The 17655-nt window shown below is 45.1% G+C and carries 14 protein-coding genes; 5 read left to right on the forward strand and 9 right to left on the reverse strand.

The features are described 5' to 3' along the window. Positions 1-9: 9 nt before the first annotated feature. From BCV39_RS07370 to BCV39_RS07390, 5 genes are all read left to right on the forward strand, one after another. Positions 10-963, forward strand: coding sequence for a cobalamin biosynthesis family protein (locus tag BCV39_RS07370; RefSeq protein WP_048662666.1), 954 nt, complete (start codon positions 10-12; stop codon positions 961-963). Between the two features lies 1 nt (position 964). Next, positions 965-1834, forward strand: a complete 870-nt coding sequence (gene btuF, locus BCV39_RS07375; protein WP_102432155.1) for a vitamin B12 ABC transporter substrate-binding protein BtuF — start codon at positions 965-967, stop codon at positions 1832-1834. 74 nt (positions 1835-1908) lie between these two features. Then, positions 1909-2526: a TRIC cation channel family protein gene (locus tag BCV39_RS07380; protein ID WP_016789753.1), complete on the forward strand. Its 618-nt coding sequence runs from the start codon at positions 1909-1911 to the stop codon at positions 2524-2526. A 274-nt stretch (positions 2527-2800) separates the two neighbouring features. Continuing rightward, a complete protein-coding gene (locus BCV39_RS07385) occupies positions 2801-3382 on the forward strand; it encodes a flavodoxin family protein (RefSeq protein ID WP_102432156.1) in 582 nt (193 codons plus the stop codon). Between the two features lie 123 nt (positions 3383-3505). Further along, on the forward strand, positions 3506-4351 hold the full coding sequence (locus tag BCV39_RS07390; protein ID WP_019825244.1) for a LysR family transcriptional regulator: 846 nt from the start codon (positions 3506-3508) through the stop codon (positions 4349-4351). Here the strand turns inward: BCV39_RS07390 and BCV39_RS07395 are convergent. The 9 genes from BCV39_RS07395 to BCV39_RS07435 all read right to left on the reverse strand — a co-directional run. Further along, a complete protein-coding gene (locus tag BCV39_RS07395) occupies positions 4302-5081 on the reverse strand; it encodes a TSUP family transporter (RefSeq protein WP_102432157.1) in 780 nt (259 codons plus the stop codon). The genes BCV39_RS07390 and BCV39_RS07395 overlap by 50 nt on opposite strands. Before the next feature lie 195 nt (positions 5082-5276). After that, positions 5277-8507, reverse strand: a complete 3231-nt coding sequence (carB, locus tag BCV39_RS07400) for a carbamoyl-phosphate synthase large subunit (RefSeq protein WP_019823635.1) — start codon at positions 8505-8507, stop codon at positions 5277-5279. Between the two features lie 16 nt (positions 8508-8523). After that, positions 8524-9663, reverse strand: a complete 1140-nt coding sequence (gene carA / locus BCV39_RS07405; RefSeq protein ID WP_048609692.1) for a glutamine-hydrolyzing carbamoyl-phosphate synthase small subunit — start codon at positions 9661-9663, stop codon at positions 8524-8526. A gap of 503 nt (positions 9664-10166) precedes the next feature. Continuing rightward, positions 10167-10991 (reverse strand): 4-hydroxy-tetrahydrodipicolinate reductase, encoded by an 825-nt coding sequence (gene dapB / locus BCV39_RS07410; protein ID WP_020628676.1) that lies wholly within the window; start codon positions 10989-10991, stop codon positions 10167-10169. Between the two features lie 92 nt (positions 10992-11083). Beyond that, entirely contained in the window at positions 11084-11482 is a 399-nt protein-coding gene (gene mutT / locus BCV39_RS07415) for an 8-oxo-dGTP diphosphatase MutT (RefSeq protein WP_017098312.1), read from the reverse strand. 349 nt (positions 11483-11831) lie between these two features. Then, complete coding sequence (secA, locus tag BCV39_RS07420; RefSeq protein WP_048658034.1) at positions 11832-14558, reverse strand: preprotein translocase subunit SecA; 2727 nt, start codon at positions 14556-14558, stop codon at positions 11832-11834. A 388-nt stretch (positions 14559-14946) separates the two neighbouring features. After that, entirely contained in the window at positions 14947-15864 is a 918-nt protein-coding gene (gene lpxC / locus BCV39_RS07425) for a UDP-3-O-acyl-N-acetylglucosamine deacetylase (RefSeq protein WP_010434751.1), read from the reverse strand. Between the two features lie 96 nt (positions 15865-15960). Then, entirely contained in the window at positions 15961-17190 is a 1230-nt protein-coding gene (gene ftsZ, locus BCV39_RS07430) for a cell division protein FtsZ (protein WP_017059291.1), read from the reverse strand. A 31-nt stretch (positions 17191-17221) separates the two neighbouring features. Then, on the reverse strand, positions 17222-17655 hold a 434-nt coding region (locus BCV39_RS07435; protein WP_347231954.1), incomplete at its 5' end, for a cell division FtsA domain-containing protein.

The raw sequence follows: 17655 nt of genomic DNA on the forward strand, positions 1-17655 counted from the left end.
CGACTAGACATGCAAACACTGTTTGATCAGGTATTTGCAAATGGCGTGCTCCTTGTGATGTGGGGAGCACTGCTTTTTCATTTAATTTTACCTATCCCCCATGCCGCACACCCCACGACCTTATGGCATAAGTTTGCTGAGCTTTTAGCAAGCAAGGTTAATAACAACCACAACTATTCCCAAAGTTTAATCTCAGGCACATTAGCCTGGGGGTTAATGGTACTGCCGACTCTGGTTATTCTTCTGGCACTGCAACCATTGGTTTGGCAATCTCAACTATTTGAATTAGCACTTTTATTACTCGCGATTGATTGGCGCAATAATGAAAAGCTGGCAAATCAGTTAATCAAAGCATTAGGCCGAGAAGATAAAGCGGCCGCTCGTCAGTTACTGGCTCCGATTATCAATCGTCAAACTGAATCACTTTCGTCACTTGGCCTAGGCAAAGCCGCCACAGAAACCATCATCATGGGCTACGCTCGTAACGTAGTTTGTGTGTTGTTCTGGTACGCCATTGGTGGTGGAATCACCGCGTTAATGTATCGCCTTGTGGTCGAATTAGCTCGAGCTTGGTCGCCAAGTCGCAAGCAATTTTCTCCGTTCGGCTCAACGGCGATCAAGATAGTCGCGATTCTCGAATTTATACCGATGCGTTTTTTTGCTTTGATGATCGTATGTGGTGATAAAGCCACACACACGTTTAAGATGATGTTAGTTCAGAGTCGCTCTTGGCCACTGCCCGGCCCTGCCTGGTTGATCACGGCCGTTGGCAACAAACTGGAGTTATCATTAGGTGGCCCTGCGATTTACGACAACACTAAAGCCATTCGTGCAAAATTAGGCGGCAGAATCGCACCGTCAGCTCTGCATCTGTCTCAGGTTCAGAAACTACTCTTTGGTCGCATCGCTATCTGGATATTTTTACAAAGCCTAGCCTTACTATTTATTCACCAAGGGATTTAGAGTGAAACCTTCAGCACTTGTTACAAGCCTTACTATTTTGTCTTCCAGCTTATGGCTGCCTTTATCATTTGCAGAAGAAGCACCACGGACTCAAGAAAAAGTACAGCCAGCTCAACGCGTGGTCAGCCTTGCTCCTCATGCCACTGAGCTCGCGTACAGCGCAGGTTTAGGCAACAGCCTTGTTGCCGTAAGTGAACGAAGTGATTACCCACCACAAGCCGATAAGCTTGAAAAAGTGGCAAACTATCAAGGTATCAAGGTTGAGAAGATCATCGCTCTTCAGCCTGATTTGATTCTTGCGTGGCCAGCCGGAAACCCGCCCAGAGAGCTCGCGAAACTAGAGCAATTTGGTTTTAATATTTACTACTCCAAGACCAAAAGCCTAGACAGTATCGCAACCAATATTGAACAACTGAGCCAATACGCTAGCGATCCAAGTATTGGCGAAAATAACGCTCAGCAATACAGAGAGCAGCTCAACGCGTTGAGACTAAAATACAAAGATGCCGAGCCAGTAAACTACTTCTACCAACTCAGTGAGAAGCCGATCATCACTGTTGCTCAAGGGCACTGGCCAAGTGAGGTGTTTGAGTTTTGTGGTGGCCACAATATTTTTGAAGACAGCGCCTCCCCATATCCGCAAGTTGGTATTGAACAAGTTGTATTAAGGAAACCACAAGTGATCTTCACGTCTCAGCACGCGATTGAGAATGGAACCATGTGGCAAACTTGGCAAGATGAGATCCCAGCAGTTGCTCAAAATCAGATTTGGTCACTCAATTCTGACTGGATTAATCGCCCAACAACGAGAACTTTGCAAGCGATCCAACAAGTGTGCGATTTCTTCGATAGAGCTAGGCAAAATCACTAACTATTTGCTGCGTTTTTTCGTACAATTCGCCACCGACCTGTCCCTACAATTTTAACCATAAGAGCACCAGTATCATGGACTCCATGCTGCTTTATATTATCGATTTATTTGGCACTGCCATCTTTGCCGTCTCAGGCGTTTTTGTCGCTGGCCGTCTTAAGATGGACCCCTTTGGCGTAGCCGTTTTAGGCAGTGTAACCGCAATTGGTGGCGGTACAATTCGAGACATGGCTCTGGGTGCAACTCCCGTGTTTTGGATCACCGACACCACCTATCTTTGGGTCATCATCACCACCTGCTTGCTGACCATGATTATAGTAAGACGCCCCAAACGCCTTGCTTGGTGGATCCTGCCAGTATGTGATGCGATAGGCTTAGCGGTATTTGTTGGCATTGGTGTAGAAAAAGCACTGATTTATCAAGATTCTGCATTAGTTGCTATCATCATGGGTGTCATCACCGGCTGCGGTGGCGGTATTATCCGTGACGTACTTGCCCGTGAAGTGCCAATGATTCTAAGAAGTGAAGTCTACGCGACCGCTTGTATCATTGGTGGCGCTTTCCACACCATGGCGATCAGTATGGGGCACGACTCAGAAACTGCATTTCTGGCCGGCGTGTTCTCAACACTATTGATTAGACTTGGCGCTATTCGCTGGCATTTATCATTGCCGACCTTCGCCATCAAATAAGCTATCATTACAAAGAGAAAGGCTCCGTAAAGGAGCCTTTTTTGATCCGGTTTCAAATCACTATACCCTCTATTTCCACTCATCAAAGATCCCCTCCTTTCCTAAAACTCAATTTAGTTAGTCCATTAGTCCATTAGTCCATTAGTCCATTAGTCCATTAGCCCACCAGTTTAGTAATGTTTTTTATTTACTTATCTAGTCCACAGGCTATATTAATAAACAAATAACTTTATAAAATATTTTATTTACTAACATTGGCAAGCGGGAGTTCAAGATGGGTATTGGTAAAGTGGGCATTGTTTTCTTCTCTAAGAATGGAGCAACTAAGCAAGTTGCAGAGACAATCGCTGAAGGTATTAACACTCAACAACCTAACTCAGTACTCCTTGTCGAAGTGCTATCTTCTGAAGTGGTCGAAGGAAGGTATGACAATGACGATAAGCTCAAGTCATTAGATAACTGTGACGCCATTATCTTTGGATCCCCGACTTACATGGGCTCACCAGCCGCGCAGTTTAAGAGTTTTATGGATGCAAGCAGTGATAGCTACTGTAACAAAGCGTGGCGAAATAAACTCGCAGCAGGCTTTACCACTGGCGGCAGCCTTAACGGTGAGCAACAACAAACCTTGTTGAGCTTTTTCACTCTGGCTTGTCAGCATGGCATGATTTGGGCAGGGCTTGATATCTCAAAGCACATTGATAGCTTAGGTTTGAATCGCACAGGATCAAGCATTGGTTTGGTCGCCAGTGAAGATGAGACGTCAGATAGCACTAGTAATCACATCAACAGCAACGATCTTCAGACTGCTTTCTATTTCGGCCAACGCATCGCGAGCCTAGTTAAGGGAGACTAACTAACTGACGGGCTAGCTTCAAAACTCCTAGCTTGTTTGATATCTATGAGCTCAAGACTAGAGAATGAATGTCGTTTCAGGTAACTTGATTCAATCATTCCCAACTTTCATGAATATAACCTAATGCTACTCGAAGGAATCGAAACTCTACTGGTATTGAGTAAAGCAAAAACCATGAGCCGCACAGGAAGTTTGCTTTATATCAGCCAATCAGCGGTCAGTAAACGGATTGCGAATTTAGAAAAGAAGCTAGGTAAAAAGCTCATTGAACCGAGTGGCCGACAGATAAAACTCACGCCAGATGCGCTTGCATTAATCGAGAGTATTGGCCCTACATTCAATGAACTTCGCGGGCTTATTTATGAACAGCAAGAGTTGGAAGATACCACTCTCATCACCCTAGACAGTTCTAAGTCTCTGATAGCCGGTTATTTAGGTGAGATGATGGGCCAATTTATCCAGCAAGATAAATACATCACAATAACCACCAACCACACGCCAAGAATCATAGAGCGAGTGCAATCTGGCAAGGCGACCTTGGGGTTGTGTGCTGGCTTGTTGCCACCGCATCATGGGTTGATGACCTTTCATCTATTTGATGAGCCGTTTTACATAGTGAGTAAGTCGCCGTTAACGGAGCTTCCTCCATTGGTGATTACCAACGATATGACCAACCCTGCCAACTCTTATCAGCTCTCAGTGTTAGAAAAGTTTGGAATTAAACCCTTGATGGAGATGGATGCCTACACCGCAGCAGCGCAACTTGCATTGGGTGGGACTGGACCAGCCTTAATCCCACTCTCAATCGTAAAAACACTCAATATTAAGTCTCAATACCTGTTTAGCTTCCACGAATTAACAGGTTTAATTCGACCAATTCATATCTGTGTCAGACCGAATAGCTACCAGTCTCCGCGAGTTAAAACACTGATAGAATCCATTGTTGATGCTGTTCCCAAAGCAGTTTAGACGCCATTAGCATCGACATCACGATCACAAGAGGGCGAATCCATTTCTGCCCTTTTGTCACTACTACTTTAGCGCCAAGCTGAGCGCCCATAAAGCCACCAACCGCCATCACTAATCCTAACTCCCAAATTGGCAAACCAGCCAAAATAAAGAAAATTAAGGCCGCGATATTCGAGGTAAAGTTAAGTACCTTAGTGCGCGCCGTTGCATCGACTAACGAGAAGTGACCAATCGCAACAAAGCAGACGGTGAAGATAGAACCTGTTCCTGGGCCAAAAAAGCCATCATAGAAACCCACACCGCCACCAACACACAGAGCAAACATCGCCTCAGAGACCTTCTGTTTTCCTTCAGATGCTCTAGTTGGGGGGGCTAACAGGAAATAGAGAGAGATAGCGATGAGCAGCAACGGGATAACACTGGTCAGTAAGCTCGCATCAATGTGTTGGACTAGCTCGGCACCAATTGCAGAACCAATAAAGGTACAAAAGATAGCGAGGCGCATCTCCTTAATACTGACGATACCATTGCGCACGAAATACCAACTCGCAGAGAAGCTGCCGAAGGAGCTTTGGAGTTTATTGGTTGCCAGTGCCTGCGTTGGTGGAACTCCAGCCGCTAGCAATGCTGGTAGAGTCAATAACCCACCGCCGCCAGCCATTGCATCAATAAAGCCTGCTGCCGTTGCGACAACAAACAAGATAGCCAATATTTCTAGAGTGATTTCCATATACCCAACGCCTTAAAGTCCTGTGTAGCGACAAGTTACCACTCACGGCAGACGAGCAATAACGAAACACAAGATTCTAACCTATTCCTGATTTTCATCATTTAACTCATGCTATCTAACAGACATAAAAAAGCCCACTCCGAAGAGTGGGCTTTGAGCATTCATATCCGCTTAACAGCGATACACTTTAGGCGATTAAGCTTGAGAAGCTTTAACCTGAGCGTGTAGCTCTTGAACTGAAGTTACTGAAGTTTTCGCGTCTGCAGTGTGCGCCATACAAGTCGCGAATGCAGCGTTTAGCGTAGTCGTGTAGTTCACTTTCTCAGCAAGTGCTCCACGACGAAGAACTTTAGAGTCTTCAATCGCTTGACGGCCAGCTGCAGTGTTCACGATATACGTGTACTCGTTATTCTTGATACGGTCAAGAATGTGAGGACGACCTTCGTGTACCTTGTTTACTAAACGTGGGTTGATACCCGCTTCACCAAGGATAACCGCAGTACCGTGAGTTGCGTCTAGCTGGTAACCAAGCTTAGATAGCTTAGATGCTAGGTCAACAACACGCTCTTTGTCGCCTTCGCGAACAGAAAGCAATGCACGACCGCCTTCAGGGTAGATGTGACCACAACCCAATTCTGCTTTAGAGTATGCTTCTGCGAATGTCGCGCCAACACCCATAACTTCACCAGTAGAGCGCATTTCTGGGCCTAACAGTGGGTCAACACCAGGGAACTTGTTGAATGGAAGTACAACTTCTTTCACTGAATAGTAAGGTGGGATGATTTCTTTCGTAAAGCCTTGAGACTCTAGAGATTGACCTGCCATTACACGAGCGGCAATCTTAGCGATTGGTGCGCCAGTTGCTTTAGATACGAATGGAACCGTACGTGCTGCACGAGGGTTAACCTCGATTAGGTACACTTCATTGTTCTTAACAGCAAACTGCGTGTTCATCAGACCACGAACACCCAACTCAAACGCTAGCTTTTCAACTTGCTCGCGCATTACGTCTTGGATTTCTTGGCTTAGCGTGTATGCAGGAAGAGAACATGCTGAGTCACCTGAGTGAACACCCGCTTGCTCGATATGCTCCATGATACCGCCGATAACAACGCGTTCACCGTCACAAATCGCATCAACGTCGACTTCAACAGCGTCGTCTAGGAAGCTATCAAGTAGTACTGGAGATTCGTTTGATACGCTAACTGCTTCGTTGAAGTAGCGACGTAGATCTTGCTCGTCGTATACGATTTCCATCGCACGACCACCAAGTACGTAAGAAGGACGTACAACCAGTGGGAAGCCGATTTCGCGAGATTTCTCAACCGCTTGCTCCATCGTTGTTACTGTCGCGTTCTCTGGCTGAAGTAGGCCTAGGCGGTCTACAGCAACTTGGAAACGCTCACGGTCTTCTGCACGGTCGATTGCGTCTGGGCTAGTACCGATGATTGGTACACCAGCAGCTTCAAGAGCACGAGCCAGTTTAAGTGGTGTTTGACCACCGTACTGAACGATAACGCCTTTTGGCTTCTCTACACGTGCGATTGCTAGTACGTCTTCCAGAGTTACTGGTTCGAAGTACAGACGGTCAGATGTATCGTAGTCTGTAGAAACTGTCTCAGGGTTACAGTTAACCATGATAGTTTCGTAACCATCTTCACGTAGTGCTAGTGATGCATGTACACAACAGTAGTCAAATTCAATACCTTGGCCGATACGGTTTGGACCGCCGCCTAGAATCATGATCTTGTCTTTGTCTGTTGGGTTCGCTTCACACTCGTCATCGTAAGAAGAGTACATGTAAGCTGTATCAGAAGAGAACTCAGCCGCACATGTATCTACACGCTTGTACACTGGGTGGATATCGTACTGGTCACGCAGACGACGGATTTCGCTTTCCGCTACACCTAGAATCTTAGATAGGCGCGCATCAGCAAAACCTTTACGCTTAAGCTTGTTTAGCTCGTCTTTGTTCAGACCAGCAAAGCCTTTCGCTTTAAGTTCTTGCTCTAGCTTAACGATGTCTTCGATTTGAACTAGGAACCAACGGTCGATTTGCGTTAGGTTGAATACACCATCTACCGACATACCAGCACGGAATGCGTCAGCGATGTACCAAATACGCTCTGCGCCAGCTTCTTTCAGTTCGTGACGGATAGTCGTTAGAGCATCTGGTGCATCTAGGTCTACCATTTCGTCAAAACCAGTCGCGCCAACTTCTAGGCCGCGAAGTGCTTTTTGTAGAGATTCTTGTTGGTTACGGCCGATAGCCATAACTTCACCAACAGACTTCATTTGCGTCGTTAGACGGTCGTTAGCACCTGCAAATTTCTCGAAGTTAAAACGAGGAATCTTAGTTACTACGTAGTCGATTGTTGGTTCGAATGATGCTGGCGTTGCGCCGCCAGTGATGTCATTCATTAGCTCGTCTAGCGTGAAGCCAACAGCCAGTTTCGCTGCAATCTTAGCGATTGGGAAACCTGTTGCTTTAGAAGCTAGTGCTGAAGAGCGAGATACACGTGGGTTCATCTCGATGATAACCATACGGCCATCTTTCGGGTTGATACCAAACTGTACGTTTGAACCACCTGTTTCAACACCAATCTCACGCAATACTGCTAGAGATGCGTTACGCATTAGTTGGTATTCTTTATCTGTCAGCGTTTGAGCTGGAGCCACAGTGATTGAGTCACCTGTGTGAATACCCATTGGGTCGAAGTTTTCAATCGCACATACGATGATGCAGTTGTCGTTTTTGTCACGAACCACTTCCATCTCGTACTCTTTCCAACCGATAAGTGATTCATCGATAAGAAGTTCATTAGTTGGAGATAGGTCCAAACCACGACGACAGATTTCTTCAAATTCTTCTTTGTTGTAAGCGATACCGCCACCAGTACCACCCATCGTGAACGATGGACGAATGATACAAGGGAAGCCAACCATGTCTAAAACTTTGTAAGCTTCTTCCATCGTTTTCGCTGTATCAGCAGTTGGACACTCAAGGCCAATTGCTTTCATTGCTTTATCGAAGCGTGAACGGTCTTCTGCTTTATCGATAGCGTCAGCCGTTGCACCAATCATTTCAACACCGAACTCTTCAAGAACACCGTGCTTTTCTAGGTCTAGAGCACAGTTCAATGCAGTTTGGCCACCCATAGTAGGTAGAACTGCATCAGGCTTCTCTTTAGCGATGATATTACGCACAACTTCCCATTGGATAGGTTCGATGTAAGTTGCATCGGCCATATCTGGGTCAGTCATGATTGTCGCTGGGTTCGAGTTTACAAGAATAACTCGGTAACCTTCTTCGCGAAGCGCTTTACAAGCTTGAGCACCAGAGTAATCGAACTCACATGCTTGGCCGATAACGATCGGGCCAGCACCTAGAATAAGAATACTTTTAATGTCAGTACGTTTTGGCATTGTCTACTACTCCGAATTACGCTGTGTGCTGTTTGATTAGTTCAATAAAGTGGTCGAATAACGGCGCTGCGTCTTCTGGACCTGGGCTTGCTTCAGGGTGACCTTGGAAGCTGAATGCTGGTTTGTCTGTACGGTGAATACCTTGTAGAGAACCATCAAATAGTGATTTGTGCGTTGCACGTAGTGTCTCTGGAAGGGTTTCTTCGTCAGCAGCAAAGCCGTGGTTTTGCGAAGTAATCATCACAACATCACGATCTAAATCTTTAACCGGGTGGTTTGCACCGTGGTGACCAAACTTCATCTTCACTGTCTTAGCGCCTGACGCAAGAGCAAGAATCTGGTGACCTAGACAAATACCGAAGATTGGTAAGCCTTTTTCTAGGAACACTTTTGTCGCTTCAATTGCGTAAGTACATGGTTCTGGGTCACCAGGGCCATTTGAAAGGAAAACACCGTCTGGGTTCAGAGCTAGTACTTCTTCAGCAGAAGTTTCAGCAGGAACAACCGTTAGGCGGCAGCCGCGGTCAACAAGCATTCGTAGGATGTTTCGTTTTGCACCGAAGTCATAAGCAACAACGTGGTATGGCAATTCAGAGTCTGCTTTCGCTTCAGGAAGTCCACCCGTAAGCGTCCACGAACCTTGTTTCCATTGATACGCTTCTTTTGTTGTAACTTCTTTCGCAAGGTCCATACCTTTCAGGCCAGGAAATTCTTTTGCTTTAGCTAGAGCCAAAGCTTCGTCTAAATTGTTACCCGCTACGATACAACCGTTCTGAGCGCCTTTTTCACGAAGAATACGCGTCAGTTTACGAGTATCGATATCAGCGATACCAACAACGTTTTGCGACTTAAGGTAATCAGAAAGGGATTGTTCATTACGGAAGTTAGAAGCGATTAGAGGGAGATCGCGAATCACAAGGCCTTGAGCGTGGATTGAAGAGGATTCTTCGTCTTCGGAATTGGTTCCGGTATTGCCAATGTGAGGGTAAGTAAGGGTAACGATTTGTTGAGAATAGGAAGGATCAGTGAGGATTTCTTGGTACCCCGTCATCGAGGTATTAAAAACGACTTCACCAACTGCAGAACCTACAGCGCCAATGGCTTCACCGTGAAATACTGTCCCATCTTCTAGGACGAGTAGTGCTGACTTCTTCAAGACAACCTCCAGAAATAAAAATGCATTAAAATTGATTTAATTTGCAAATCTACCTTCCTGCAACACCAGAAACTGCGTGTTTATGGAAATTAGACAAATTGGCGGTATTTTAGTGATGTGCGTGATACGTGTCAACATTTAACGCAAAAGAAATTAAACATTTGTAAGGACTAATTCAATTTATGCCATCAAAGCTTCAAAAGTTCAACTTTCATGCTCATTTCGGCCGAATATTACGATTTTCTAATTTTCACCCCTCATTTTAGCCAACCATAGAGTAATAAAAATATCAGCAACAAAACGCAATCGATAAATACAAAGAGAAAAGATCGTAATTTAAAGACCTAAAACAAAAAACACATTATAAGCATTAAAAAAGACAGTTAAATAAGAGAAAATCGACGATAAGAAGAAACTATAGGGAGGTTTGTAAAAGGGATATTACGAAGGGAAATGTATCAAATAAAGAAAGCGCCGGCAATTGCCAGCGCATAAATATCTATTTACAGGTCATTCAAACCTAGGACATCAGTCATGGTATAAAAGCCGGCTGGTTTATCATTTAACCAGACTGCAGCCTTGATTGCGCCATTAGCGAAAGTCATTCGATCAGTGGCTTTATGGGTAATTTCCACTCGCTCACCGATATCAGCAAACATAGCGGTGTGTTCACCAATAATGTCACCGGCACGAATCGTCGCGAAACCAATCTCATCTTTAGTACGCTCGCCAGTAATACCTTCGCGTGACCATACAGCTACATCGTTCAGCTCGTTGCCCATCGCACCAGCAATCGCTTCGCCCATACCAATCGCAGTACCAGAAGGTGCATCGACTTTATGGCGGTGGTGCGCCTCAACGATCTCGACATCACAGTAATCGCCCATCACTTTAGCGGCCTTCTCTAGCAGCTTAAAGACCAGGTTCACACCAACGCTGTAGTTAGGTGCCATTACGATAGCCATCTCTTTTGAAGCAGCATCAATCACCTGCTTCTCTTCTTCAGAGAAACCCGTCGTACCGATAATCAGTTTTTTACCGTGACGTTTACAAAGTTCAATATTCGCTAATGTGCTAACAGGGGCTGTAAAATCGACGATCACGTCAAACTCTTCGATGGCTTTAGACAGGTCATCGACTAGAGCAACATCAAAACGACCTTCACCGCATAACTCACCGACATCTACGCCGACCAAAGATGACTCTGGACGTTCCGAGCCAGCACCAACACTTGCTTCTGAATTATGATGAGCGGCTTTCACCAAGTTGCGACCCATGCGGCCCGCTGCTCCTGCAATTGCAATTCTTACCACTGCGAATATCTCCATTGTTTTGGTTACGGTTGCCGCTTATCTCTTGCAGCAACGTTCAATCGATTAATCTCTTTAAACTAACAACAATCTCAAACTCAGGCTAGCAATTACGAAAACTCTTTTATCACTCGCTCTAAAATTGGCACATTTGCCTCTGGGAAAGCGTATTGATTCAATGATTCTAGGCTTACCCATTCACCTTGTTGACCTTCTTTGCCATAAGGTTGTTCCTCAAAGTCAGTCACAAGGATGAAGTCGAACTTAAGCGACTTATCGGTGTAATCAAACTCAAGGTGCTCAAACAGAGACTGTTCTGTCACCTTGATGCCAATCTCTTCATCAAGCTCACGAGTCATAGCTTGTTCAATGGTTTCGCCCACTTCAACCTTGCCACCAGGGAACTCCCAAAAACCGCCCTTGTGTTTGTCGTCCGGACGTTTAGTGATAAATACCTGTGACTTATCTTGGTTAAAGATAATGCCAGCTACAATATGGATTCTTTTCATGTGTTGGTGTTCCTTAATAAAACGCTTAACTCACATAGTCCCTGAATACGTCATCCTCCAGAAGGAGGAACGACTGAGTTGGGGATATAAAACAACGTGAGCCTAACTAAACGAGATTCCCTACTACGCTCGTTCCTCGCTATAGGGAATGACGACTTCCTTGCGTAACAAAGTAAGCCACGAAATTTACATACAAAAAGAGCCGCCTAAGCGACTCTTTATATTCTATTTATCAGTTTTATGAAGCTAAGTTGTAGTGCTTGAGAGCAAGGCGGTGGCACAGAGCTTACGACTGTAAGTGAGTACCACCAACGCAGCTATCATGCGCTACAACAACGATTCATTAAACTTACGCGATTTTACCGTGACACTGCTTGTACTTCTTGCCACTTCCACATGGACATGGCTCGTTACGACCCACTTTACGCTCATCACGTACTACCGTTTGTGGAGATGCCGCTTCAGCTTCATTGTCACCTAGCTGGTTTTCAGCCGTTGCATGTTGTGCCTGTGCACGACGCGCCGCTTCTTCAGCTTGAGCTTGACGTTGAGCTTCCATCTTTTCAACTTCTTCTTGTTGCTGAACGCGAACTTTAGAAAGGATGGTAACAACGTCTGTTTTTAGTACATCTAGTAGGCCTTCAAACAGTTCAAACGACTCGCGCTTGTACTCTTGTTTCGGGTTCTTCTGAGCATAACCACGCAGGTGGATACCTTGACGAAGGTGATCCATCGCAGCCAAATGCTCTTTCCAAAGACCGTCTAGCGTTTGTAGCATCACAGATTTCTCGAAGTTACGCAGTACTTGAGCACCAACCACTTCTTCTTTCTGTTTGTACGAATCAACCGCCATGCCAAGAATACGCTCACGCAAAGCTTCTTCATAAAGCTTGTCGTCTTCGTCTAACCAACCTTGAATATCAAAGTCTAGATCAAAGTCATTCTTCAGACGATCTTGTAGACCCGCGATATCCCACATGTCTTCAAGAGACTGAGGTGCGATGTATTCATCAATGACTGATGCCAGTACATCTTCACGGTTGTGTTCGATCATCTCACTGATGTCGTCAGAACTCATCAGTTCGTCACGAAGCTCATAAACCACTTTACGTTGGTCATTGGCTACATCATCGTACTCAAGAAGCTGCTTACGGATATCGAAGTTACGACCTTCAACTTTACGTTGTGCTTTTTCAATTGAGCGAGAAAGCATCTTAGATTCGATCGCTTCGCCTTCGTCCATACCACTTTGGATAAGACCAGCCATACGATCCGATGTAAAGATACGTAGCAGAGAATCTTCCATTGATAGGTAGAAACGAGAAGAACCCGCATCACCTTGACGACCAGAACGACCACGTAGCTGGTTATCGATACGGCGAGATTCATGACGTTCAGTACCTATGATGTGCAGACCACCTGACTCAAGTACTTTATCGTGGATTACTCTCCAATCAGCTTTGATCTTCTCGATCTGCTCTTTGGTTGGATTCTCTAGCTTCTCAACTTGTGCCTGCCAGCTACCACCTAACACGATATCGGTACCACGACCGGCCATGTTAGTTGCGATAGTTACCGCACTCGGCATACCAGCTTGTGCAACGATCTCTGCTTCCATTTCGTGGAACTTAGCATTTAGAACGCTGTGCTTAATTTTTGCTTTTTTCAGTGCATTAGACAGTAGTTCAGACTTCTCGATAGAAACCGTACCAACCAGTGATGGCTGACCAGCTGCGACACGGTCTTTGATGTCTTCAATGATCGCGTTGAACTTGTCTTCTTCAGTACGATAAACCACATCTGGCATATCGTTACGCACCATAGGTTTGTTGGTTGGGATAACCACTGTTTCTAGGCCGTAGATAGACTGGAATTCGAAAGCTTCAGTATCGGCAGTACCTGTCATACCTGACAGTTTTTCGTATAGACGGAAGAAGTTCTGGAATGTAATCGATGCTAGCGTCTGGTTTTCATTCTGAATCTTCACTCCTTCTTTAGCTTCAACAGCTTGGTGTAAACCTTCAGACCAACGACGACCTGGCATAGTACGACCAGTATGTTCATCAACGATAACCACTTCGCCTTCTTCAGTAACGATGTAATCGACGTCTTTCTCAAACAATACGTGTGCACGCAGCGCTGCATTAACATGGTGCAATAGGCTGATATTTGTTGGAGAGTAAAGCGTGTCACCCTCTTCCATCAGACCGTTTTTCACCATTAGCTCTTCTACAAATTCTTGACCGTTTTCAGTCAGGTGAACCTGCTTCGATTTCTCGTCCATGGTGTAATGACCTTCACCACGGTACTCTTCAGAATCTTCTTTGTCTTGGCGCTCAAGGTTAGGGATCAACGTGTTAATACGCGTGTAAAGATCTGAACTATCTTCAGCTGGACCCGAGATAATAAGTGGAGTACGAGCTTCATCGATTAAGATTGAGTCAACTTCATCGACAACAGCGAAGAAGCGTTCACGTTGAACACGATCTTCAGCACGGAAAGCCATGTTGTCACGTAGGTAATCGAAACCAAACTCGTTGTTTGTTCCGTATAGGATGTCAGCTTGGTACGCTTCTTTTTTCTCTGGCGGAGCCATGTTTGGCACGTTCACGCCAACCGTCATACCAAGGAATTCAAATAATGGGCGGTTTGTTTCCGCATCACGCTTCGCTAGGTAGTCGTTCACCGTTACTACGTGAACACCTTTGCTAGGTAGGGCGTTAAGATAAGCTGGTAAGGTTGCTGTAAGAGTCTTACCTTCACCAGTACGCATTTCTGCAATTTGGCCAGCATTTAGAACCATGCCGCCAATCATTTGCACGTCAAAGTGACGCATGCCGTAAACACGCTTAGACGCTTCACGTACCGTAGCAAATGCTTCCGGTAGAAGCTGGTCTAGCGATTCACCTTTATCTAAGCGCTCACGAAACTCAACCGTTTTTGCTTTTAGCTCTTCGTCTGAAAGTGCTTCAAACGTTGGTTCGTAGTTATTAATTTCTTTTACAATTTTTCTAAGGCGGCGCAGTGTTCTGTCATTGCGACTGCCAATTACCTTTGTCAGCAGCTTAGTAATCATGTGCTTGGAATCTCTTCGTTCTCAGATCGTCCGCGATCTATTTTAAATGCCGTCAGTCTCTACTAGCTATGAACTAGTCTTCAGTTACTAACCAAGGATACTGAGATAAATCTAGTATCTTTGATATTGTACTTGAGAGTAGAGTTTTCAAGGCTTGAGTTAAAATTAATGCCCTTTAGTGTAAGTAATTTTCACACCAACGACCATTTATAACCCCATTTGTTTGATGTGCTTGGAACTTTTCTTTCTAATTGCTGACGGATTAGCCAGACTGTAGCCCATTGGTAGTCAACTTTCGGATGTTGACGACACTGTATCTGGAAAATAGATACAAAAAAACCAGGTCAATGACCTGGTTTTCGAAATCTTATATTGTTGTAAACAACAATTACGCTAGAACCATTCCTGGCTCAGCAAATGCAACAGGAGAGCCTACTTCTTCTTCGAATGTTGCCCATTCCCAAGCTTCTGCGTCAGCAAGTACTGCACGTAGTAGTTGGTTGTTTAGGCCGTGACCTGATTTGTATGCACGGAACTCACCAATAATAGCGTGTCCACACATGTAAAGGTCACCAATCGCATCCAGTACTTTGTGAGTTACGAACTCATTGTCAAAACGTAGACCTTCTTCATTAAGAATTCGGTATTCGTCTAGAACGATAGCGTTATCGAAGCTACCGCCAAGTACTAGGTTTTGAGATTGTAGATACTCAATATCGCGCATGAAGCCGAAAGTACGAGCGCGAGAGATTTCTTTCACAAAGCCTTGTGAAGAGAAATCAAACAACAAACGTTGCTCATCAGATTCAATTGCTGGGTGGTTAAAGTCGATCTCAAAGTCCATACGGAAGCCGTTAAATGGAACAAACTCTGCCCACTTATCGCCATCTTCAAAACGGATAGGCTTTTTGATACGAATAAAACGCTTCGCTGCATTCAGTGTTTCTACACCCGCTTGCTGTAGCAAGTATACGAATGGGCTTGCGCTACCATCCATAATTGGGATCTCAGGAGCATCTACTTCAACAATAATGTTGTCGATGCCCATACCCGCTAGAGCTGCGTTAAGGTGTTCCACTGTAGAGATACGTACGCCTTCGTCATTAACAAGAGCTGTACATAGCATAGTGTCACGAACTGACGCTGGATCAGCTGGGAAATCTACAGGTGGATTTACATCTGTACGACGATAAACAATGCCTGTATTTGCAGCTGCCGGGCGAAGAGTAAGTGTGACTTTACGACCAGAGTGGAGACCCACACCAGTTGTTTTCACAATTTCTTTCAGAGTACGTTGTCTGATCATCTGCTTGCCTCGTTATCAGTGCTACAAATCACGGTCAGTATTTACCGACCGCGAATTTTACCATTAATTCGACGATAGTCAAATTTTGGGTATTTGTTAATCAGCCTGACGTCGTAAGAATGCTGGAATATCTAAGTATCCACTCTCTTTCTCAGCCTTAGGTGCTGCACTTTGGCTAGCGCCTGTACCTGAAGAAACAGGAGACGTTGTTGGCTGCGGCTTAACTTGAGGTTTAACCTCAGTTTTTTCTTGCAATGGCTGTGCCACTTTCTCTTCCACTTTTGGTGCAGTTTGAGCCGCTACCTGTGGTTGAGGAGTTGGTGCAACCTTAGCTTTACCACCAGCAACTAATGTAATGTCTGGTTTTTTCTCTGTACCGATACCTGTTGCAACAACAGTTACACGGATTTCATCCGTCATATCAGGGTCTAGAGAAGTACCAATCACAACTGTTGCGTTATCAGATGCGAATGCCTTAACTGTATTACCTACTGTTTCGAACTCATCTAGACGCATATCTAGGCCTGCAGTGATGTTCACAAGAACGCCACGCGCACCAGCTAGGTCGATGTCTTCTAGTAGTGGGCTAGAAATTGCCGTTTCAGCAGCTTCTTCAGCACGGTCTTCACCTTTTGCGATACCGCTACCCATCATTGCATGACCCATCTCAGACATTACGGTGCGAACATCCGCGAAATCGACGTTAATCATACCAGGGCGAGTAATTAGCTCAGCGATACCTTGTACAGCGTTTTTAAGTACATCATTTGCACTTGCGAAAGCTTCTAGCAGAGTTACGCCGCGGCCAAGTACTTTAAGTAGCTTCTCATTTGGAATCGTAATTAAAGAATCCACATGCTTAGAAAGCTCTTCAATACCTTGCTCAGCAAACGCTAAACGCTTTTTGCCTTCAAAGCTAAATGGCTTAGTTACAACAGCAACCGTTAGCACACCCAACTCTTTCGCAACTTCAGCAATAACTGGAGCAGCACCTGTACCAGTACCACCGCCCATACCAGCTGCGATAAATACCATATCGGCGCCAGTTAGAACTTCTTTAATTCTTTCTCGATCTTCGAGAGCTGCATCACGGCCAACTTGTGGGTTTGCACCAGCGCCCAAACCTTTAGTGATATCACCACCAATTTGGATCACGCTGCTCACGCTCGTTTTACGAAGTGCTTGTGCATCAGTGTTAACACTGATGAATTCTACACCTTCGATTGATTCACGTACCATGTGCTCAACAGCGTTACCGCCACCGCCACCAACTCCAACGACTTTAATTACTGCATCGTCAGACATTTCCATCATCGGTTCAAACATGTGTTATCTCCGTTTTTTCCTGCAACTCAGGTTAAAACTCTTTTTGTATCCAATTACGCAATTTACCAAATAAACCAGACATAGAAGGTGCTGAACGCTTAGGTTCGCTGTAATCACCTTCATCACTGATCTGACAATCTCTTGCGTAATGAAGTAAACCAACCGCCGTAGAATGATACGGCTCTTTAACATAGTCAGTTAAGCCACTAACTTCTAACGGCTTACCAACTCGAACTTGATTGCGGAAAACACGTTCCGCACACTCTACCAATCCGTCAATTTGTGCCGCTCCACCAGTGAGAACGACGCCAGCTGCAAGGTGGTGTTTAATACCTTCATCGCGTAGCTGTAATTGAACCGTATCAATAGTTTGGTTAACGAGACCCATAAGTTCAGTGTAACGTGGTTCAATCACTTCCGACAAAGTTTGTCTTTGCAAACTTCTCGATGGGCGACCACCAACAC

The organism is Vibrio sp. 10N.286.55.E10, from assembly GCF_002872555.1.
In the GTDB taxonomy this organism is placed as follows: Bacteria; Pseudomonadota; Gammaproteobacteria; order Enterobacterales; family Vibrionaceae; genus Vibrio; species Vibrio crassostreae.